This window comes from Spirosoma sp. KCTC 42546, from assembly GCF_006965485.1.
GTDB lineage: Bacteria > Bacteroidota > Bacteroidia > Cytophagales > Spirosomataceae > Spirosoma.
In genome coordinates, this window is record NZ_CP041360.1 from 1,384,606 (window position 1) to 1,404,488 (window position 19,883).

20 protein-coding genes are annotated in these 19,883 nt (G+C 47.1%); 9 read left to right on the forward strand and 11 right to left on the reverse strand.

Features of this window, described 5'->3' with window-relative positions; all coding sequences use genetic code 11:
* Positions 1–56: 56 nt before the first annotated feature.
* Positions 57–1,670 carry a DHA2 family efflux MFS transporter permease subunit gene (locus EXU85_RS05575; protein ID WP_142771121.1) on the reverse strand — a complete coding sequence of 538 codons (1,614 nt, stop codon included), beginning with the start codon at positions 1,668–1,670 and terminating at the stop codon, positions 57–59.
* 101 nt (positions 1,671–1,771) lie between these two features.
* Entirely contained in the window at positions 1,772–2,890 is a 1,119-nt protein-coding gene (locus EXU85_RS05580; protein ID WP_246859439.1) for an HlyD family secretion protein, read from the reverse strand.
* A 170-nt stretch (positions 2,891–3,060) separates the two neighbouring features.
* Here EXU85_RS05580 and EXU85_RS05585 point away from each other — a divergent pair, with 170 nt between their 5' ends.
* Positions 3,061–3,552, forward strand: a complete 492-nt coding sequence (locus EXU85_RS05585) for a MarR family winged helix-turn-helix transcriptional regulator (RefSeq protein WP_142771122.1) — start codon at positions 3,061–3,063, stop codon at positions 3,550–3,552.
* 89 nt (positions 3,553–3,641) lie between these two features.
* Here EXU85_RS05585 and EXU85_RS05590 read toward each other — a convergent pair whose 3' ends face one another.
* Both EXU85_RS05590 and EXU85_RS05595 read right to left on the reverse strand, forming a co-directional pair.
* Entirely contained in the window at positions 3,642–4,277 is a 636-nt protein-coding gene (locus tag EXU85_RS05590) for a DedA family protein (protein WP_142771123.1), read from the reverse strand.
* An 87-nt stretch (positions 4,278–4,364) separates the two neighbouring features.
* On the reverse strand, positions 4,365–6,260 hold the full coding sequence (locus EXU85_RS05595; RefSeq protein ID WP_142771124.1) for an ABC-F family ATP-binding cassette domain-containing protein: 1,896 nt from the start codon (positions 6,258–6,260) through the stop codon (positions 4,365–4,367).
* A gap of 118 nt (positions 6,261–6,378) precedes the next feature.
* Here EXU85_RS05595 and EXU85_RS05600 point away from each other — a divergent pair, with 118 nt between their 5' ends.
* The 4 genes from EXU85_RS05600 to EXU85_RS05615 all read left to right on the forward strand — a co-directional run bounded on the left by EXU85_RS05600 (position 6,379) and on the right by EXU85_RS05615 (position 9,953).
* Positions 6,379–7,380, forward strand: coding sequence for a formylglycine-generating enzyme family protein (locus EXU85_RS05600; RefSeq protein ID WP_142771125.1), 1,002 nt, complete (start codon positions 6,379–6,381; stop codon positions 7,378–7,380).
* 83 nt (positions 7,381–7,463) lie between these two features.
* Positions 7,464–7,937, forward strand: coding sequence for a 2-amino-4-hydroxy-6-hydroxymethyldihydropteridine diphosphokinase (folK, locus tag EXU85_RS05605; protein ID WP_371731988.1), 474 nt, complete (start codon positions 7,464–7,466; stop codon positions 7,935–7,937).
* Between the two features lie 84 nt (positions 7,938–8,021).
* Positions 8,022–9,239, forward strand: a complete 1,218-nt coding sequence (locus tag EXU85_RS05610) for a pyridoxal phosphate-dependent aminotransferase (protein WP_142771127.1) — start codon at positions 8,022–8,024, stop codon at positions 9,237–9,239.
* 528 nt (positions 9,240–9,767) lie between these two features.
* Positions 9,768–9,953 (forward strand): hypothetical protein, encoded by a 186-nt coding sequence (locus EXU85_RS05615; protein WP_142771128.1) that lies wholly within the window; start codon positions 9,768–9,770, stop codon positions 9,951–9,953.
* A gap of 127 nt (positions 9,954–10,080) precedes the next feature.
* Here EXU85_RS05615 and EXU85_RS05620 read toward each other — a convergent pair whose 3' ends face one another.
* The 5 genes from EXU85_RS05620 to EXU85_RS05640 all read right to left on the reverse strand — a co-directional run bounded on the left by EXU85_RS05620 (position 10,081) and on the right by EXU85_RS05640 (position 16,081).
* Positions 10,081–10,827 (reverse strand): RluA family pseudouridine synthase, encoded by a 747-nt coding sequence (locus EXU85_RS05620; RefSeq protein WP_142771129.1) that lies wholly within the window; start codon positions 10,825–10,827, stop codon positions 10,081–10,083.
* A gap of 88 nt (positions 10,828–10,915) precedes the next feature.
* The gene (panB, locus tag EXU85_RS05625) at positions 10,916–11,734 is read right to left on the reverse strand and encodes a 3-methyl-2-oxobutanoate hydroxymethyltransferase (RefSeq protein ID WP_142771130.1); all 819 of its coding nucleotides are present in this window, start codon (positions 11,732–11,734) and stop codon (positions 10,916–10,918) included.
* 121 nt (positions 11,735–11,855) lie between these two features.
* Positions 11,856–13,298 carry a murein hydrolase activator EnvC gene (locus EXU85_RS05630; RefSeq protein ID WP_142771131.1) on the reverse strand — a complete coding sequence of 481 codons (1,443 nt, stop codon included), beginning with the start codon at positions 13,296–13,298 and terminating at the stop codon, positions 11,856–11,858.
* 24 nt (positions 13,299–13,322) lie between these two features.
* Complete coding sequence (locus tag EXU85_RS05635) at positions 13,323–14,195, reverse strand: DUF4292 domain-containing protein (protein ID WP_142771132.1); 873 nt, start codon at positions 14,193–14,195, stop codon at positions 13,323–13,325.
* A gap of 104 nt (positions 14,196–14,299) precedes the next feature.
* Entirely contained in the window at positions 14,300–16,081 is a 1,782-nt protein-coding gene (locus EXU85_RS05640; protein WP_142771133.1) for a tetratricopeptide repeat protein, read from the reverse strand.
* Between the two features lie 330 nt (positions 16,082–16,411).
* Here EXU85_RS05640 and EXU85_RS05645 point away from each other — a divergent pair, with 330 nt between their 5' ends.
* Entirely contained in the window at positions 16,412–16,825 is a 414-nt protein-coding gene (locus EXU85_RS05645) for an Ohr family peroxiredoxin (RefSeq protein ID WP_142771134.1), read from the forward strand.
* A 69-nt stretch (positions 16,826–16,894) separates the two neighbouring features.
* On the opposite strand, the gene EXU85_RS05650 is transcribed toward EXU85_RS05645, so the two are convergent.
* Together EXU85_RS05650 and EXU85_RS05655 are read right to left on the reverse strand one after the other, a co-directional pair.
* A complete protein-coding gene (locus tag EXU85_RS05650) occupies positions 16,895–17,194 on the reverse strand; it encodes a Dabb family protein (RefSeq protein ID WP_142771135.1) in 300 nt (99 codons plus the stop codon).
* Between the two features lie 162 nt (positions 17,195–17,356).
* Positions 17,357–17,632 (reverse strand): helix-turn-helix domain-containing protein, encoded by a 276-nt coding sequence (locus tag EXU85_RS05655; RefSeq protein ID WP_142771136.1) that lies wholly within the window; start codon positions 17,630–17,632, stop codon positions 17,357–17,359.
* A 348-nt stretch (positions 17,633–17,980) separates the two neighbouring features.
* Here EXU85_RS05655 and EXU85_RS05660 point away from each other — a divergent pair, with 348 nt between their 5' ends.
* The 3 genes from EXU85_RS05660 (at position 17,981) to EXU85_RS05670 (ending at position 19,864) form a co-directional block, all read left to right on the forward strand.
* Positions 17,981–18,223, forward strand: coding sequence for a hypothetical protein (locus EXU85_RS05660; RefSeq protein ID WP_142771137.1), 243 nt, complete (start codon positions 17,981–17,983; stop codon positions 18,221–18,223).
* Between the two features lie 77 nt (positions 18,224–18,300).
* A complete protein-coding gene (locus tag EXU85_RS05665) occupies positions 18,301–18,543 on the forward strand; it encodes a hypothetical protein (RefSeq protein ID WP_142771138.1) in 243 nt (80 codons plus the stop codon).
* Positions 18,544–18,676: 133 nt separating this feature from the next.
* Complete coding sequence (locus EXU85_RS05670; protein WP_142771139.1) at positions 18,677–19,864, forward strand: HlyD family secretion protein; 1,188 nt, start codon at positions 18,677–18,679, stop codon at positions 19,862–19,864.
* Positions 19,865–19,883: the final 19 nt, after the last annotated feature.

Consider the following 19,883-nt stretch of genomic DNA (forward strand, 5'->3'; position numbering starts at 1 on the left):
GTTGTCGGTATTCAGTTTATGGTCACTCACCGTAAGCCATAAACTGAACACGGCGATTAGTGTGCTGAATCGGCAATGGCTTTGGCCGTAGCTGCATCCATTTTCTTCTGCTTTAATAAGAATAGCAACGGGAACGAGACCACGAAAAACAAACCCGCCAATTTGAAGGTATCCAGATAGGAAAGCATTAGCGCCTGCCTTGAAATGATCAGATCTAGGTTTTTGTAGGCTCCTGTTGCCGCATCAAATGCGTTAACACCCTTGGCAATCAATGCCTGTGTCATGGCGGTTACGCGTTCCGTTGTCAATAGATCGCCAGGCTGTAGATTCGAAACAAGGTCGCCCCGGTGAACGGCCACACGTTGCGTTACATACGTATTGGTGATAGCAACTCCGAAGGCCCCACCAACCTGACGCATCATGTTTACGATAGCGATACCGGTTGGTAATTGGCGGGGCTCCAATGTTGAAACCGATTGGTTAATGAGCGGAACGTTCACAAATGCCAGACCAACCCCCCGAATTGTAAGCGCCATAATGAAGTTTCCATTGGAGGCATTCATATCATAGGTCGACATCAGGAAGCAAAAGGTGGCAAAGGCTACGTACCCCAGTGCCACGGCCAGCCTTGGCGATACGCCTTTGGCCAGTAATCGGCCAACCAGCGCAAACATGGGGAGCATGATTAAACCGCCAGGTACCAGAAGCTTACCCGTCTGGGTCGCGGTTAACCCCACAATACGCTGGGCAAAGAGTGGATACAACAAGACTGAAGTAAACAAGCCATAACCAATAACGACCATCAAAATTGATCCAACTGCCAGGTTCCGGTTTTTCATGGCCCGGAGATCTACTACGGGATCTTTGCTCCCCCTGAGTTCCCACCAGATGAAGAGTGGAATGGCAACGACAGCGGCCATTGTCAGCCACAGGATTACTTTACTATCGAACCAATCGTCAGCTTCGCCCCGCTCCAGTACATACTGCAAACTCCCGATGCCAACGGCCAGCAGCAGAATGCCAATCTGGTCAATCTGAATGCTTTTTCGGTCAATATTTTTTTCATCTTCCTTCTTGTCTATATAAGCCAGACTCAGGAAAACGGCTACAATACCAATTGGGACGTTGATGTAAAACATCCAGCTCCAATGGTAATTGTCGATAATAAAACCACCCAGTGTAGGACCAAGGGTAGGGCCGAGCACAATACCCATACCGAACAAGGCCGATGCCAAAGGCCGTTGTGAAGGCGGAAACGCATCGAACATCAATCCCTGTGAGGTCGACAGAAGTGCTCCACCGCCAATTCCCTGCAGGAATCGGAAGCCTACAAGTACCCACAAATTATCCGCGAAACCACAGCCGTAGGAAGCAATGGTGAATAAGATAATAGATCCGATATAATAGTTCTTGCGGCCAAAATACCGTTGTAAAAAGCCGGTCATCGGTATCACAATGACGTTGGCAATGGCGTAGGCCGTTACTACCCAGGCTACATCTTCGATCGTGACACCGAGGTTCCCGGCAATGTCGGTCAGGCCGACGTTCACGATAGACGTATCAATTAATTCAATAATGGCCGCCGAGATGGCTGTTACTACGATAATCCACCGTTTAAATCCGGTTGGATACGTCGCCTGCATCGGAGGAGCCAATGTTTGAGTTGCCATAATGTAAGGAGGAGAAGGGAGGAAGAGGAGGAGAGGAAAAAAGGATAAGAGCGTGATGCGCACTTTCGTCCTTTATTACCTCTCCTTCCTTTCCTCCTTTTTTAGTTTGCTACCCGAACTTCAGCGTCTACGCTGAGACCCGCCCGCAGTTGATTTTTGTATTTTTCCGGGTTCAGAATCTCGATCTTTACCGGAACCCGTTGCGTGATTTTTACAAAGTTACCCGACGCATTATCCGCAGGCAGTAAGGCGAAGCGGGCACCTGTAGCGTCGGAAAGAGAAGCTACGCGACCTTTGATATCGAGGTCAGGGTAGGCATCTAACTTAATGTCAACTTGTTGGCCGAGCTGCATTTTCTCCAGCTGGGTTTCCTTGAAATTGGCAACGACCCAGAATGTTGAATCCGCAACGATCGTGAACAGATTCTGTCCAGGCTGCACGTACTGACCAACCACTACGTTTTTACGACCAATTTTACCAGCAATCGGAGCGGCAAGCCGGGCATAACCCACTTTCAGCTTGGCGCTTTCGATAACCGCCTGTTTTACTTTCAATACCGCCTGAATTTTCTGGATGTTGGCCTGCGCTTTGGCAATACCAGCCTGTGCTACACCTTCCGACGTTTTGGCGAGATTAATTTGCTCCACATTCGCAGTATACTGTCCAGCCTGTACGTCTACATTATTCTGCGAATCCTCCAGTTGCTTTCTGGTCAGCGATTGTTCTTTATAAAGATTCTGGTCGCGCTGTAAATCCTGCTGAGCTTTGTTCCGTCGGATCGCCTGCACCTGTGCATTCGACTGAGCAACCCGGGCGTTCTGCGCTACATTGCGGGCAGTAGCCTGTGCGTTTTGCAGATCGGCACGGGCGTTTTCAAGATCGGCCAGCGATTGCTGATAGTCCGCTTCTGCCTGTGCCAGTGCTACATCGTATTCCTGCGGGTCAATCGTCACCAGGGGTTGACCTTGTTTTACATTCGCGTAATCATCCACATTAACGGATGTTACATAACCGGCTACACGAGCCAGTACCGGGGCCGAGTTGCCTTCAATCTGGGCATTATCGGTTGTTTCATATTGCTGGCTGTGGCGGAATGCCTGATAGCCAAAATAACCTCCTACAATAAGAACGAGGCCTATAATAATACGCGGCAAGTACGTACTTAATCCGCTTTTTTCTTCGGTAGTTGTTTCCATTCGGGTTGCCGTTGTTGTTGCCATGATCTTTGTTCCGCTAGCGGTTATTTATTCATCGTGAACAAATCATATAGTCAACTTGTTTGACTATTGATGTGCAAAAGTAAACCAGGTTGACTATAAAGTCAAGAAGGTTGACTATATTTGTACAAAATTTAGTGTGAAATTGTTTCATACTTTTTTAATTTGGATTCATGAACGTGGAAACAGATAAAAATTCCTTTGATTTTGACCAGTATCGGGCCATACGTGATCGATCAATCGGTCGTTTGTTCTGGCGTCTAAAACGATTTACCACTGTCTTTATTGAGCCGCGCCTACATGCGCTTGGCTATACTGATTTTAAAATGAGTTACCTCATGTTCCTATCGAATATAGAAGAAGGGGGAACAACAAATAATGAGTTAGCGAAGCGAGCCTGTGTAACCAAGCAGATGATGAGTAAGATCGTTGGTCTGCTTGAAGACCAAGGTTATATCTATACGAAGAAGAACCCGAACGACTCCCGTTCGAGTATCATTTTCCTGAATGATCGGGGAAAAGAATTATTCATGGCCCTGAAAGGCTGCATGCAGGAGGCTCGTAATAAATTTGATGATATTATTGGCCACGAGCGAATGGATCAGGTTATTGATACCATGGTGGAACTCGTCAATAAACTGGAAAACGAAGAGAAAGAAGTATGATATAGTAGGTATCAAATAGGATGTATTGCTTTCGCATGCGACCTGCTATATCATATACCCTACTGCATGGGCGGCCCCGATCATACATCTTATATCTCTTGATTTTCTTTACGGGCATTCAAATAGCCTTTGATAACCGTGAAGGTGGTAATGGCTAAGAAGAAAATGATAATGTACTGGACGTAGTCAACGATACCCGGGAATCGCTCACCGAAGTAGAATCCGCCCCCTACCAGCGTCAGTACCCAAATGGCTCCCCCAACAACATTGTAGAGCATGAAGAACTGGAAGGGCATGTGAATAAGTCCCGCCAATAAAGGAGCAAATGTGCGTACAACCGGCAGAAACCGCGAAATAATCAATGCCCCGTTGCCATAACGTACAAACGCAGCCCGTGTATTGTCGATGTATTTCTGCTTGAAAAATAGGGAATCAGGCCGATTTTTGATTTTCGCGCCGAAATAATACCCTGTCAGATAGCCCGTTAACGACCCTAGTACAGCCGCCCCAAAAATACACGCGAGTAAGAGCAGGAGGGGTACGTTCAGCAGTTTGGTTCCGGCAAACACGCCCGATAAAAACAGCAGATAATCGCCCGGTAGGAAGAAACCGAAAAATATACCGTTCTCCACATAAATGATGAGCGTAATTAATACAAGCCCCCCCGTTCGGATAACTTCTTCGGAGTTAAGAAGATACTGAAAAAAGTCGATTATCTGGTTCATAATTAATGAGTGAATGAGCGAATAAGTGAATGGGTGAATAGGGCATGTAGCAGCTATTCACTCATTTACTCATTCGCTCATTCACAATTATATAAATTCCGCCAGTTCAAGCCAGCGATCTGATTTTTCAGCAATACTATGCTCAATTTGCTCAATCTCACGCGACCAGGCTATCAATTGCTCATGAGGGCCACCTGCATTCAGCAGATCCACAACCTCTACTTTCCGTTGTTCCAGCGATTCGATTTCTTTTTCAAGTGTTTCGTATTCGCGGATCTCCTTGAACGATAGCTTTCTTTTTGTGCCGTTCACTGGGGTTGCTGCCGGAGGAACCGCCGGTACAGGCGTTTGGTTCTTGGCAACGGTTGGCGTGGCTTTGTCCGGTTGCGACACCGATTTTTTCGGCTGTGCATCTCGCCACTCCCGATAGTCGGTGTAGTTGCCCGGGTAATCACGAATTTTGCCTTCGCCTTCCATCACAAAAACGTGCTCCACCAGCCGATCCATAAAGTAACGGTCGTGGGTTACGATCAGCACACAACCCGAAAAATTAAGCAGAAAGTCCTCCAGAACGTTCAGCGTCGTTATATCCAGATCGTTTGTCGGTTCATCCAGAATTAGGAAGTTCGGATTTTGTACCAGGACTAATAAAAGCTGAAGCCGTCGTTTTTCTCCTCCGCTCAATTTCGCTACGAAATCATACTGTTTCGAGCGGTCAAATAAAAACCGACTGAGCAATTGCGTAGCCGTGATGGTATCGCCATTGGCTAATTTCATGACTTCGGCCACATCCTGCACGACGTCGATCACCCGCTGATTTTCGGGCAAATCCAGTTCCGTTTGCGTGTAATAGCCAAATTTTACGGTGCCGCCCGTACTGATCTTACCTGAATCAGGACGAAGTTTGCCCGTTAGCATGTTCATTAGCGTGGTTTTGCCCATGCCATTCTTGCCAATAAGCCCCACCCGGTCGGGCCGCTTAAAGGTGTAGTTGAAATGGTCAAGTAATACCTTGTCGCCAAAGCGTTTGCTCAGGTTTTCAACTTCCAGGATTTTGCTACCTAATCGAGCCATGCGTAGGTTCAGATCAAGTTCGCCATCTGAGCGTTTGCCGCTTGTTTTCTCTTTCAGATCTTCAAACGCATCAATTCGGTACTGGGCTTTTGTGCCCCGCGCTTTGGGTTGTCGACGCATCCACTCCAGTTCACGCCGGAATGTGTTGCGATCTTTGGATAACTCGGAGGCCGCAGCCATCTCACGCTCCTCTTTTTTCTCCAAAAAGTAGGCGTAATTGCCTTTGTAGGTGTACAACTGGCCATTGTCCATTTCGGCAATGTGATTGCAGACCCGATCCAGGAAATACCGATCGTGGGAGACCATCAGCAACGTACCGTTATTCGTATTGAGAAAGCTTTCGAGGTATTCGATGGCTTCGAGGTCGAGGTGGTTGGTTGGCTCATCCAGAATAAGCAGGTCTGGATTCTGGATCAGTACTCGTGCTAAAGCCACCCGTTTTCGCTGACCGCCCGAGAGGGATCCAACCATCTGCTCAACATCCTGAATCCCCAGTTCTCCCAGAATTTGCCGTATCTGGGCTTCATAATCCCAGGCTTCGAGCTTTTCCATATTGCTCATGGCCTGTTCGAGACCCGCGTGATCATCGTGGGCGAGAGCATGCTCATAGGCACGAACGGCATCGAGCTGGGCGCTTTCGCCCGCTAGTACGACATCCATAACCGTCAGGGCGTCGTTCAGATCGGGCTGTTGATCGAGGTAGCCGATGGTAATATTTTTTCTATGGCTGACAATACCCGAATCGGGCGGCATAGCACCGGCCAGAATGGATAATAAGGTGGTTTTTCCTGACCCATTGGCCCCAACAATAGCGACTTTATCGCCCCGATTCACACCAAATGTGAGGTTTTTAAACAGGGTGCGGTCGCCGTAGGACTTGGTTAAATTTTCGGCTGATAGATAGTTCATAAGTTCGGAAGACCTACATGATTTTGAAAACCGTATAGGTTTGAAGGCACAAAGGTACAACAAAGAAAATCGTTCGTACTTTTACCGCTCAATGCTGTTTTTATATTCATAACCAACAATGCGGCTGAACTATCTCCTATCAACTATAGTATTACTGGCTGGCGCCATCGGTAGCGCCAATTCCCAGACCTCAACCGACTTCAAATCCTATACCCAAACTGTTCCTGGTAGTAATCAGACCTATGCACTGGTGGCTATTCCGGGTGGAAGCTACATGATGGGTAGTCCTGCCGCTGAAAAAGGCCGCCAGTCCGACGAAGGACCACAGCATAAGGTGCAGATTGAGCCCTTTTATATGGGGAAATACGAAATAACCTGGGACCTTTACGATCTGTTTGCCTTTACAAATATGGAAAAGGAAATGGCCGCGAAGTACACTGAATCGGACGCTAATCTGGCTAAAACCGATGCGACTACGCGCCCTAGCCCTCCGTATGTAGATATGTCCTTTGGTATGGGACGGGCTGGTTATCCGGCCATTAACATGACCCAATATGCGGCCATTAAATTCTGCGCCTGGCTTTATGCGAAAACCGGCGTGTTTTATCGCCTGCCTACCGAGGCTGAATGGGAGTACGCTTGCCGGGCTAATACAACAACCCCATACTCATTTGGGGCAGATGTGAAGAAGCTGGGTGAATATGCCGTATTTACAGGAAATAGTGATGGTGGTTATAAGAAAGTGGGTACTAAAAAGCCCAACCCATTCGGGCTTTATGATATGCATGGTAATGTAATGGAATGGACAAAGGATCAGTACATTGAAGACTATTACAAGCAGGTAGCTAGTGGCAAAAAGGAGCCGTATGCACCAACCACTACCCTGTATCCGAACTCGGTACGGGGTGGATCATGGGACGACGCAGCCGAAGTGCTACGGTCGGCGGCACGCACACCTTCGGCACCCGCCTGGAAAGTCCTTGACCCGCAAAGCCCAAAGTCAGACTGGTGGCTAACCTCGGCCTCCTTCGTGGGCTTCCGGATTGTTCGGCCTGCCAAAACACCCAGCGAAGAGGACATTAAAGCCTATTACGGAATTAAGCCAATTAAAGATTATTGATCGATGAATGAGTGAATTAATGAATGAGCGAATAAAATCGGCTCGAAGCTATTCACTCATTCACTCATTCACTCATTCACTCATTGAAAATACTCCTCCTCGGCGCCAACCTCGGCGATCGCACGTTAACCTTAAGGCGGGCAATTGACCTGATTGCCGAACGCGTTGGACTCGTAGTCAACGCATCGGGTTTGTACGAAACGGCACCCTGGGGCGTAACCGATCAGCCGACTTATCTGAATCAGGTACTGGCTGTTGAAACGATGCTGGAACCCGAAGAGGTATTAACTCAGACACAGGCTATTGAGCAGGAGTTAGGGCGTATTCGGCTAGAAAAATGGGGCGCGCGAGTAATTGATATTGATATACTGTATTACGACCAGCTCATCTGGCAAACCGACACGCTGACGATTCCGCATCCTTATTTGCATCAGCGACGTTTTACGCTTGTACCTCTAGCTGAGATTGCTCCCGCGTTTGTGCATCCAGTTTTGAAGAAAACAACGGTTGAGTTGCTGGAAGAATGCGAAGATGAAAGTGAGGTGATTAATTTTTAATTCCCCAAAAACTTCGCCCCTCCACTGAAAACATAGTACCTTTGCGCTCAGTTTGTTATCATTTTCTCAAAAACATTACCGATTATGTCTGCCACGCTTGACACCGTGAGTTTGTTAGCCGACCGCATCAATGCGCTGGAGGAGTCGTCCACGCTGGCGATGACCAAAAAAGCCCGCGAATTGGCGGCACTGGGCCACAAAGTAATTAGCCTCAGTGTTGGAGAGCCGGATTTTAAAACGCCCCAACACATCTGCGAAGCCGCCAAGAAAGCCATCGACGATGGTTTCCACGGTTATTCGCCCGTTGCGGGCTACCCCGATCTTCGCAAGGCTATTGCCGATAAGTTCAAGCGCGACAATAATATTGACTGGAAACCCGAAAATATTGTCGTCTCGACTGGCGCCAAGCATTCACTTGCCAACGTCATTCAGGTATTGATTAATCCTGGCGATGAGGTCATTATCTTCTCGCCTTACTGGGTTAGTTATTCCGAAATGGTGAAATTGGCCGAAGGGAAAGCTGTAGTTATTGACGGTTCGTTCGACAACAACTTCAAAGTTACACCCGAGCAGTTTGAGGAAGCCATCACCGATCGGACCAAGATTGTGATGTACGCGTCGCCAAACAACCCAACCGGTTCTATTTACTCCGAAGCAGAACTGCGGGCTATTGCCGAGGTGGTGGCCCGTCACGAAAATGTGTACGTGCTGGCCGACGAAATTTACGAATACATCAACTTCACGCCGGAAGGTCACTTCAGCATGGGCTCAATACCTGAAGTAGCTGAACGAGTTATCACCGTGAATGGCGTGGCTAAAGGCTATGCTATGACGGGCTGGCGTATCGGCTACATTGGTGCAGCTAAATGGATTGCTGAGGGCGTAGAGAAATTGCAGGGCCAGGTTACGTCTGGCACAAACTCCATTGCCCAGAAAGCAACCGTTGCGGCTTTGAACGGTCCGATGGAGCCGTCCATGGAAATGGCTAAGGCATATCACCGTCGGCGTGATTTAGTCGTGAAACTGTTGAAAGAGGTACCGCATTTCCGGACAAACGTACCTGAGGGCGCTTTCTACGCTTTCCCGGATATCAGCTATTATTATGGAAAATCAGATGGCACAACTCGTATTGAAAACTCAGACGATTTTGCTGCCTGGTTGCTGAACACCGCTTATGTGGCTACTGTAGCCGGTTCGGGCTTTGGTGCGCCTAATTGCCTGCGTATTTCAACCGCGGCTTCCGACGAGTCGCTTGTGGAAGCTGTTCAGCGGATCAAAGACGCGGTGGCAACGTTAAAATAAGTTAGCCTAACCGGCCAACTAGCAAAAGTCGTCAGTAGTAGTATTGACGACTTTTTGCATTTATAAAGGATGGACATTCCTAGCCCGATCTGAAGATTATGGGGTTATTGATATAGAAGTAGCTCAGGCAGGACCCTATATATACGTGACAAATCCAATTCGTAGCATTTCAGGTTAATACATGTAGAATAGACTAAATCTGCTGATAGAGAGCTATTAATGTAACATTTACTGAAAATTTTAAATAGAATAGAAATCTTAATTATAGATTAATTAACTTAGGGGGACGTAACTTTTTTTGGCATTATAATTGATGATGTTAGAGCAGGTACGGCAAGTCACAATATATTTACCAGTAGGCGCGCACAACACTAGTCGTTAATTATAAACTTTTAGAGGGTCTCCTTGTTTTTGTACTAAGGCAAGGTTAACTTTGAATAAGAATAGAATGGTGTACTAAACACTGATTTGTAAGTTGTCTCTTTTGCCAAACCGTAACCTTAATCTTAAAATTACATCTTGAAGCCGATGAGAAATTTCCGCCTGTACATGATTTTTCAATGGGTTTTTTTCTTGCCCATTATTCTGCCTCTCTGCATCATCTTCGGAGCCTTGCGTGGGATTGTGCAGATGGTTGAGCGCGTTATGGAACAAATCATTTCGGATATAGCTCCTTCGGAACAAGCGTCGGCAACGACATTGACTGAACGCTAAGTAATCCTTATGGATACATATGTTTGGAGTCGACTTTACCGTAGCTCCAACTGTTTTAAGGGCCGCATTTCTGGGGATCAGAAAATGCGGCCCTTAACTTTTTGAACAAGCCCTGGATAAGCTGCTATTATTCAAAAATGAAATCCAGATTCTTATCCTTATAATCCTCGTCATCCAGGTCCAGGAACTCCTCCCAGAACGGATCGTTAGGTAAGCCTGCTTTGCAGATAATCGGGCGGTCTGGTGCTCCGGCTTGCTTAACCGGGTGAATGAAGTACAGGCGACGGGCGTGCAGATAGATTTTCTTATCGGCTACGGCACGGTCATATCCATACTTTACGTCGCCCCTGATCGGGCAGCCCATATGCGCCAGCTGAGCCCGAATCTGATGGGGGCGGCCCGTAACCGGATTAACCTCTAACAAATAGTGCTCATTAATTCGCCCTAACACCCGATACGATAATTCGGCCTTCTGCGAATTTGGGGCTTCATAGTCATAGACAGTTACCTGATTTTTCTGCTCATCCTTAACCAGCCAGTTTATCAGCTTATCGGCATCCTTAGGTGGTTTTTGTCGAACAACAGCCCAATAGGTTTTTTGCACCTGTCGTTTCCGAAAAATCTCGTTCATGCGCTCCAGGGCTTTCGAAGTGCGGGCAAACACAACCAGGCCACTTACAGGCCTGTCGAGCCGATGAACCAATCCCAGAAATACCTCGCCAGGCTTGTTGTATTTTTCCTTAACGTAGTCTTTCAGAACATCCAGTAAAGTAGTGTCGCCGGTGCGATCACCCTGCACCAAAATGCCTGGATCTTTATTGACAATTAACAGGTGGTTATCTTCGTAAACAACCTGATATGGTTTCTTCTTCATGATAAGTAATGGATAATGAATGATGTATAATGAAAAATGGAAATGCACTGTGCATTATTCATTGTACATTATTCATTTATCCTTTAACTCAATACGCTTCTTTCTCGTTCGGAAAGTCGTTGGCTTTTACATCATCCACATAATGAGCAATGGCCTCTGTCATAACCTTGTGTAGCTCAGCGTACCGACGCAGGAAGCGTGGCTTAAACTCATTGTTAATACCTAGCAGGTCGTGAAAAACCAGGATTTGACCATCGGCGTCGGGGCCCGCACCGATCCCAATGGTCGGAATAGTCAGGCTCTTGGACACTTTTTTGGTTAAGGATGCGGGAATTTTTTCAAGTACAACACCAAAGCAGCCAATGTCTTCGAGCATGTGGGCATCTTCCATCAACTTTTCGGCTTCGGCTTCTTCTTTAGCCCGCACGGCATAGGTGCCGAATTTATAGATAGACTGAGGTGTTAAACCCAGGTGGCCCATTACGGGAACCCCCGCACTCAAAATCCGGACGATGGATTCTTTGATTTCCAGACCCCCTTCCATCTTTACCGCATGCGCGCCCGACTCTTTCATGATTCGAATGGCCGATTGCAATGCTACCGATGAGTTACCCTGATAGGAGCCAAATGGTAAATCGACGAGAACCAACGCCCGCTTAACGCCCCTCACTACCGAGCTGGCATGGTAAATCATTTGATCGAGGGTAATGGGCAGCGTTGTTTCATGGCCCGCCATAACGTTCGAGGCTGAGTCGCCGACCAGAATCAATTCAACTCCGGCAGCATCAACGACCCGGGCCATCGAATAATCGTAGGCAGTTAGGGCAGAGATTTTTTCGCCTTTATTTTTTAACTCCTGGATGGTGTGCGTGGTAACGCGCTTGATGTCGGGGTTATGAACAGACATTGTGTCGGTTTTCTGTTTACGGATTTCGGTAAAAGTGCGTAAAAGTACAACCTTTTTACCTATGCACTCTTGTCGCAACTGGTGAGCTTAAACCGAAAACCTGAAACGAAAAACCGAAAATTCACCTGGGCGTAAGCCATGATTCGGGGTTGAGTTTGGTAAACTCCTTCCAGATTTGGAACTGGATTTCAGACACCCCATTTTTATCCGTTGCTACCGTTCCGATGGATTCGCGGGCTTTTACGCGCTGACCTGCCCGGACGGATACGCTTTTTAGCTTGGCATAAACGGTAAAGTAATCGCCATGCTGGATAGCCACCACGTTGTTCATGCCGGGCATACTCGTTACATCCTGCACAATGCCATCATACACGGATCGAACGCCTTCTCCGGCATTTGTCTGAATATCAACGCCTTGGTTTTCTACGAAAATGCCTTTTAGTACTGGGTGAGGCTTTCGGCCAAATCGATCCGAAATGAATCCTTTTGTAACAGGCCAGGGTAAATGCGCTCGTGAAGCTGTGAATGACGAAGCCAGGGCAGTTTCTTCATCATTGAGGTTATTGTTCCGTCGTTCGTCAGGTTTTTTGACGGTGGGCTCAGGTTCAGTAGGGCGCTCCACTTTGGCCACATCGGCCGGGGCTGGTTTTTCGCCCGCCTTTTCGGCGGCTGCTATGGCATCTTCAGCCCGTTTGCGTTCGGCTGCTTTTCGGGCGGCTTCCAGTCGGGCAAGGCGGTCACGTTCGGCACGCTCACGTGCTTCACGTTCAGCCCGTTCTTTGGCTTCCCGCGCAATGATGCGGGTAATCATAGATTCGAGCCGGTTGATGGCCCGTCGGCTTTCAGCCAGTTCTGCCTGGAGTTCAGCTTCTTTCTGGCTTAACTCTTTAACTACTACATTTTTCTCAACCTTCAGCGTTTCAAGCTTTTTAGTCTCATTTAATTTGGCACCAATCGTACTTTTCTGTTCCAGGCGTTTGTGTTGGGTAGCCTTTTGTTTTCCCTGTAGCATGACCTGTACGTTATTCATTTGCCGTACCTGACTCTGGCGGGCATCAGAATACTGACGTAGGTACCGGTACCGGGCAACGAGCTGGTTGAAGTTGTCGGATGCAAATAAAAAGCCCATTGGATTAACCTGCTGCCGTCGTTTATCGGCGGCATAAATCATAGAGCCGTATTCTGACTTAAGCTTGTTTAGGTCCTGGGTGAGGGTTGTGCTGGCCTGGCGAAGCTCCGCAATTTCAGCCTCAGTTAATCGAAGGTCTTTATTAAGTAGACCAATCTGTTTCGATTGTGTCTGAATTTGCTGATCAAGGGCCTTCAACTGACCCAAGCTGGCTTGCTTCTCCGTTGCAGTTTGTTTCAGAATCGTGCGTATCTGGTTCATTTTTTCCAGATTCTGCTTCTTTTCCTTCTCTAAAACCTGCCGATTGCGCTGCGTTTGATTCGGCGGCTGAACTTGTGCCTGAGCCGGTTCGGTAAACCACACAATACTGAGCACCATCAGATTGATAGCTGACCAGAAAACGATTCGAAAGGTAGACAAACGAGTGGGGTGCATGGGTTCTAAAACCAACGAAAATTCTTAAGGCCGACGCTGGTAATTGGATGGAATCGTGAATGGGAATCCCGGGTTTTTATCGACCAGTTCGACTTTGTTATGTTTGATACGAAGCAAGGTTTGGTAAAACTGCCCGTCGGTCTTCGATTGGTAATCGAGGGTAACGAGGCTGGTGTACGGAAACAGGAAATTATTGAGGGACGTAAAATCCTCATAATCCAGCCGCAACGTGTTTTTGGTTGGCTGTTCCGTCACCATTAGTTTTTTTAATTTTCGGTCCTGTTCGCCGATATAATTTTCAACCAGTACTTTTCCTTCGCTCTGCCGCAGCAATAAATAGTCGCGCTCATTTTTGATTTTTTGCGCCGGACGTTTTGGTAAAGGTAAGTTGCCAACGATCAGTGCCTGTAACAACTGGAAGTTCATTTGAAAGTTGAACTGCTTACTCAGCGTTGGGAAATCATAAACGGTATATTCCCGATGGATCTTGTCGATGATCGTGATAGAATCGTGGGTAATCAGTCCCCGAACAGCTTCGATCCCCAGTTTGGAGACCGACAACCAGATCAGGCTGTCTTTCCGAACCCGGATATTAACACTGGCATTATCAATGTCCTGCGATGGGCTTTTGAAGGAAATTTTTGATTTGGCTGCGAGGTAGCGAAAGTCTATTTCGGCAACATTGGCCCGGGCTTCTTCAATACCCGGACGGGCTGGACGAATAACAGTGACGGTATCGGTAGGTGCACTCGGTGCAGGGCGGGCAGCTAATGTGGAGTCAGGTATAGATGATGTAACAACAACCGGGTTGGTGGAGCGCGACATACGGTTACGTCGACAGCCTTCCGAACCCAGTACGGTAATCAACAGTACTGTAATGCACAGGTATTTATTCATTTGGAAGATTTTCGATTTTCAGTTTACGGTTTACGGTAGGCTGACGCAACAATGATGACGCGTCAGCCTACCGTAAGCCGTAAACTGAAAACCATAAACTATTTTTACAACTTTCCAGTAGCTATCTTTTTCTCTAGATCAGGGCTGGCATTGCCTTTCGTTTTTGCCTGTTTCCACTGCTCTATTGCTTTGTCTGGCTGACCAAGCTGGAAAAGAACATCACCGTAATGCTCAATAATGGTCCCACTTACATTAGCTGGGTCGGCCAGGGCTTTTTCCAGATATTGCTTTGCTTTGGTGTAGTCTTTCGACACGTACAACACCCAGGCATAGGTGTCCAGGTAAGTTGCATTGGTTGGGTTCCGTTCAACAAGTTTCTGCGCCAATTGGATAGCGCGGGGCAGATTCTCTTTACGTAAAGACAGAAAGTAACTGTAATTGTTCAGAACGTGGTCGTTGATAGGGTCTAGTTTAAGGACGGCTTCGTATGACTCATCTGATTTTGCGTGGTCCCCAATCCCATTATAAGCATCGCCTAATTGGGCATCAATCTGTTTTTTAAGGTCACTGTTCGATGTGGTAGCTAGCAACTTACGACTCTCTTCGAGTGCATCAACAGCTTGCTGGTATTTCCGTTTAAATAAATTGGCCGTTCCATTGGAGTACCAGAACAAGCCTTGTGTGGGGAACACCTCAAGGGCTTTTTCAGAATGGGCCAGTAAGCTATCCACCTGGTTCAGCTCACCATCTAATTGCAGCAAAGCGCCCCATACTTCATAAACAGACCCATCGAGCCGGGCTGCTTTTGCATAGGCATCACGGGCTTCTGTTTTTTTGCCTTGCTGCATGAGCAAATCAGCCAGCATGATCTGGGTTTTCGGATCATTCGGTGAGCTTTTGGCTAAGTTCTGCGCCATACCGAGGGCATCCTGACGAGCGGTTGTATTTTCGCCGGTCATTCCTACATAACTCGATAAAATACGCGCTTTCAAGCCTGCTTCCAGATTTGGATTAGCCAGGACCTGATTCAACTCTTTCGTCACGCGATCCATATCGCCTTTTTTGCGATAGATATCGGCCAGTAATACGTGGGCTTGGGGTAAATCAGAACTTAACTTGAGTGCCCGGTCAATCCAGTTAATGGCCTGATCTCCCCGATCGTTGGCAATGAGTAACTCGGCTCCTTCGAGAAGATAATCAGGATCAGAAGGCTCTGATGCCACTAGTTTTTCGGCTTCTTCAACCGCCTTGTCGATTTTATTCTGTTTCAAATAAATCCGCTGTTTCTGCCGGATAATTTCCTCATTCAACCCTAACTCGCGCTCTACTTTATTGTAGGCTTCGAGCGCTTTGTCTGGCTTTTCGTTGAACAGATAGATGGCTGCTAATTCGACTCCGTACTCAGCATTTTCGGGCCCTTTTTTAAGCAGTTTTTCGTAGAGTTCTTCCGCTTCGGCGTAGCGTTTTTGTTTGACGAACAGCTCAGCTAACAGAAGAGTATAGAACTTATTTTGATTATCTAACGAATAGGCTTTCGTGGCGTAAGGAATTGCTTCCGCAATTTTTCCGGTCTTTAGCAACGCATTGGCTGTAGAATACTGAGCGGCAGCGTTGTTCGGGTCTTTCTGAAGAACTTTTCCGAACTGGGCAATGGCCTTCGTGGGTTCGTCGGTCATCAGGTAACGGATACCCTCTGTAAACTGTGTTTCGGCTTCAATACGCGTAGTGGTGGTCGACGCAGACTTGGCCAGGGTGGTGTCAGAACCAGCTTTTTCGCGCCGACGTTGGGCAGAAGCGGGTACCACTGTGAACCAAATAACCAGTCCAAGACTGCCCATCCATCCAATCAGGAGCCGGTTAGAGAAAAATTTGTATAACGTTTTCATACTGGTCTGCGAATAGACGAACTTACTTACCAAAACGCGCTCTGCCTCGTTCTATTGCGGCTTTGATTTAAGTAAGTTCCTTAGACAAAGGTAGTTCAAAATGACGGAATGATTAGCAAGGGGCGTGGAGCAGGGAGCTCAGCATCCGAAAAGCCTTCTTTTACTCCGAGCTCACTGCTCTACGCTCCTTGTTTCCTGCAAATACGTTGCCCTGGTTGTACAAGACTTCCTAAATATAGTGGAAGAATGGATTCAGGGTTCTATAACTTTTCGACTGATCAGGGGTTTATCATCGGACAGCACACGGCTGAAAACTTTAAATCTGTATAAATGGAAACCTTGTATACTGCCACCGTCAGCAATGTCGGCGGGCGCGAAGGTGATGTAAAATCACTCGATGGTATTTTAGAAATGGATGTTAAACGGCCGGTTGAGATGCACGGCGAAGGAGGGAAACCGAATCCGGAGATGCTATTTGCTGCGGCCTACAGCTCATGCTACAATGGCGCCTTGATGGCGGTGGCGGAACGTCGGAAAGTTATCCTGCCTACACATGCCGTGGAGGTTAGTATTTCGCTTAATAAAGACGGAAACAATATGTTTCTGTCGGGGAAAATTACGGTGAAAGCCCCTGGAATGGACCATGATCAGCTACAACAGCTAGCCGAATCTGCCCATATCGTTTGCCCTTACTCAAAAGCGGTAAAGGGAAATATGGAGATGAAAATTGAGGTGTTGGTGTAAGATGTTCGTGAGGAGCAAGGGGCGCGGAGCAGGGAAGTATGAAGATACCCTGCTCCGCGCTCCTTGCTCTTACCCAACGGCGTCATAGATTTTCACCCGTTCCCAGAGGTGAGCGCATTTCTCTACAAATGCCAGATGAACAGGGTGGTCCTGATAAATATCGTGGGCAGCTTTGTCGGCAAACACCAGCGTTAACGCAAAGTCATACGTATGGTCAATTACCGGGCGACGCGTTTCGGCGGGAGTACCGATGTATACCGTTGAAATTTCGGATACAGCTTTTAAGGTTTCGAGACCAGCGCGAAGGGCATCATGGTCGGCTTGGCTTTCGGGATGATGGAGCCAGAAAAATACGGAGTGAACAAACATACTATCGGTTGACAGGGCTTTTAAGACTGAACCGTAAAAGTAATAGTAGGAGGCCTTTCGTCAATAACAGCACCCTGGTTATTTCGAGCTTATTCGAGAACCCATGTGTTGTTGTTGCCGAAAGGCCTCCTACTGTTTTCTAGTCAATATGAAAAACGAGTTTTAACTCACATCACCCCTCCCCAATAACTTCTCTGCAAAATGCTCATCGGCTAAAAGTTTCCGAATAATATCAAGATCACTTTCACTTAGTAAATCACCAATACTTATCTGATATAAGTTGGCCAGGCCTTCCAGCTTATTAATAGGGGGTTGAGTCTGACCGCTCTCCCATTTACAATACGCAGGTTGGGTCATGCCTATATTAAACGCGATGTATTCCTGCGAATAACCAAACAACTGGCGTAATCGACGAAGCTTTTCCGATAGTACTGGCATAGTTCACGAGTTTTATGAATCAACTTATAGGTACACTAAAAAGTAGATCGTCGCGCATAAGAAGCTATTCTATTGTTAATCGGTAGGTGAAATACGGATATATATAAGGGTTTGGATTTATTTAATAGTGCTCTTTCTTTAAATAATCCTGTATAATACTGGTTATGAGAGTATAACTGATAGCTATTTTTTTATAAAAACCAGTTATCAGAACGAGCCGCCCCATCCCCCAACTTTGTAACAAGCAAACGGCAACACAGTTTGATGGTTTCGAACAACGAACTGATTTGCCTTTGTGGAGCGGTTGCCGAAAAGCTTATAGAGTAGGCATTATTAATATATATCGTTATGAAAACGTTCGATTTTGCTAACCTCGGCGTAGAGGAGCTGACAAACCAGGAAATGATCAACAATCAGGGTGGGGGAGATAGCACCAGCTTATTAAACATTGGATCAATTGCCATTGGCGATCTGGTCGATCTGAGCGGCAATAGCCTGTTCAATGGCAACTATGCCTTGTTTAGTGGAAACAATACGGATGTAAGCCCAAGTACAGGCACAAGCATCAGCTTTAGTACAAGTCGGTCATAACCGGATAAATTGATTGACGTAAGCCGAAAGAGTTGTTTGTCGAGTAGGTAATTGTTCACTTAAATTTTAAAATCGTTATGAAAACGTTCGATTTTGCTAACCTCGGTGTCGAGGAGCTAACTAATCAGGAAATGATCAATAATCATGGTGGTGGCGATAGCACCAGCATAGGCAATATAGGTTCAATACTGGTGGCCGATCTGGTCGATGTGAGCGGCAATAGCCTCTTTAACGGAGATAGCGCCTTGTTCAGTGGTAATAGTACCAGCGTGAACCCGGTAACGAGCACACTTTTTAACTTCAGTTCGCTGAGCTCGTAGATGAATCGGTAAAAGTAAAGTACTCAATTACGAACAGGGAGTTAGTCCGTAGAAACAGAAAACGTCTGTCTCAGGGGCTAAATCCCTGTTTTTTTGTTATGCGTATATAGAACTCAATAGACTCAACGCAACTATGAACGAATCTGAATTCTCGTATGGCTTAGTCACCTACTTGCCCAGGGTTAGTGTGCGGAGCCAGATTATTTATACAACGGTCCTGGGCGTCGTACTGCTTACAATAGTGGCGCTGCCGTTCATTTATGTCGATGTATCGGTGCAGGCAAATGGCCTGGTCAGACCTGTCTCGGAACGAAGCGAAGTGAAGGCAACGGCCGGGGCCGTTGTCGAGAAAGTAATGGTGCGTGAATGGCAACCTGTTAAAAAAGGACAGCCTCTTTTTCAGCTTCGATCGGATGCGCTGGATACCCGGAAGCAACTAGTCGATAAGCAAATTGCTGAAAAAGTTGCTTTTGTGCGCGACCTGGATCAGCTTACTACAAAATCCTGGAAAGTAGTTAATGGCCTGGCTGCTCCGTTGTATCGACAGGAGTACAATCAGTTCAGAGCTATCGTCGAAGAAAGCTGGAATTTGCAGGAGAAACGGAAACGTGAACTTCAGACGGCGCAGTTACTCTATTCCCAAAAAGTAATTGCGCGACTCGAATACGAAGATGCTCTCTATGCCCACAAAGCCGCATTGGCGCGCTACAATACACTCGTTGAGCAACAACGCAGTGATTGGCAAACGGATCTGACTCAGAGTAGGCGCGATTTGGCCAACCTTGAATCCGACGCACAGCAACTTCGTGAAGAACAGGAACTATACATGTTAAAAGCGCCTGTTGGTGGTACGGCCAGCCAGTTAGCCGGGCGATATGCGGGTAGTTACGTGCAGCCGGGCGATGTACTGGCTGTTGTCTCTCCCGATTCTACACTGATTGCCGAAGCCTATGTTCCCTCTAAAGACATTGGTCTGTTAAGGCCGGGCCAGCCGGTTCGCCTACAGGTCGATGCATTCGACTACAACCAATGGGGGCTGCTTACGGGGCGTGTCATCGATATTGCGAACGATTTTACAACATCAAATGGGGAGCCCGTATTCAAAGTCCGATGCCAGTTGGATAAACCCTACCTGAGTTTACGGAACGGCTATAAGGGTCGCCTGAAGAAAGGAATGACTGTGCAAACCCGCTTTCAGGTGGCACGTCGTTCGTTGTTTCAACTACTCTATGATAAAGCCGATGACTGGTTAAATCCAGCCATTAGCAGTTCGAAAACTGCTACCACAAGCGCGCAGAAGGGGGGCGGTACTACCCTATGAATGCAATCAATGAAGGTAA

What these genes read in the sequence shown, in the direction of transcription:
- EXU85_RS05575 (WP_142771121.1), bottom strand. Translation starts at nt 1,670, where the DNA reads ATGGCAACTCAAACATTGGCTCCTCCGATGCAGGCGACGTATCCAACC.
- EXU85_RS05580 (WP_246859439.1), bottom strand. Translation starts at nt 2,890, where the DNA reads ATGGCAACAACAACGGCAACCCGAATGGAAACAACTACCGAAGAAAAA.
- EXU85_RS05585 (WP_142771122.1), top strand. Translation starts at nt 3,061, where the DNA reads ATGAACGTGGAAACAGATAAAAATTCCTTTGATTTTGACCAGTATCGG.
- EXU85_RS05590 (WP_142771123.1), bottom strand. Translation starts at nt 4,277, where the DNA reads ATGAACCAGATAATCGACTTTTTTCAGTATCTTCTTAACTCCGAAGAA.
- EXU85_RS05595 (WP_142771124.1), bottom strand. Translation starts at nt 6,260, where the DNA reads ATGAACTATCTATCAGCCGAAAATTTAACCAAGTCCTACGGCGACCGC.
- EXU85_RS05600 (WP_142771125.1), top strand. Translation starts at nt 6,379, where the DNA reads ATGCGGCTGAACTATCTCCTATCAACTATAGTATTACTGGCTGGCGCC.
- EXU85_RS05610 (WP_142771127.1), top strand. Translation starts at nt 8,022, where the DNA reads ATGTCTGCCACGCTTGACACCGTGAGTTTGTTAGCCGACCGCATCAAT.
- EXU85_RS05615 (WP_142771128.1), top strand. Translation starts at nt 9,768, where the DNA reads ATGAGAAATTTCCGCCTGTACATGATTTTTCAATGGGTTTTTTTCTTG.
- EXU85_RS05620 (WP_142771129.1), bottom strand. Translation starts at nt 10,827, where the DNA reads ATGAAGAAGAAACCATATCAGGTTGTTTACGAAGATAACCACCTGTTA.
- panB (WP_142771130.1), bottom strand. Translation starts at nt 11,734, where the DNA reads ATGTCTGTTCATAACCCCGACATCAAGCGCGTTACCACGCACACCATC.
- EXU85_RS05630 (WP_142771131.1), bottom strand. Translation starts at nt 13,298, where the DNA reads ATGCACCCCACTCGTTTGTCTACCTTTCGAATCGTTTTCTGGTCAGCT.
- EXU85_RS05635 (WP_142771132.1), bottom strand. Translation starts at nt 14,195, where the DNA reads ATGAATAAATACCTGTGCATTACAGTACTGTTGATTACCGTACTGGGT.
- EXU85_RS05640 (WP_142771133.1), bottom strand. Translation starts at nt 16,081, where the DNA reads ATGAAAACGTTATACAAATTTTTCTCTAACCGGCTCCTGATTGGATGG.
- EXU85_RS05645 (WP_142771134.1), top strand. Translation starts at nt 16,412, where the DNA reads ATGGAAACCTTGTATACTGCCACCGTCAGCAATGTCGGCGGGCGCGAA.
- EXU85_RS05650 (WP_142771135.1), bottom strand. Translation starts at nt 17,194, where the DNA reads ATGTTTGTTCACTCCGTATTTTTCTGGCTCCATCATCCCGAAAGCCAA.
- EXU85_RS05655 (WP_142771136.1), bottom strand. Translation starts at nt 17,632, where the DNA reads ATGCCAGTACTATCGGAAAAGCTTCGTCGATTACGCCAGTTGTTTGGT.
- EXU85_RS05660 (WP_142771137.1), top strand. Translation starts at nt 17,981, where the DNA reads ATGAAAACGTTCGATTTTGCTAACCTCGGCGTAGAGGAGCTGACAAAC.
- EXU85_RS05665 (WP_142771138.1), top strand. Translation starts at nt 18,301, where the DNA reads ATGAAAACGTTCGATTTTGCTAACCTCGGTGTCGAGGAGCTAACTAAT.
- EXU85_RS05670 (WP_142771139.1), top strand. Translation starts at nt 18,677, where the DNA reads ATGAACGAATCTGAATTCTCGTATGGCTTAGTCACCTACTTGCCCAGG.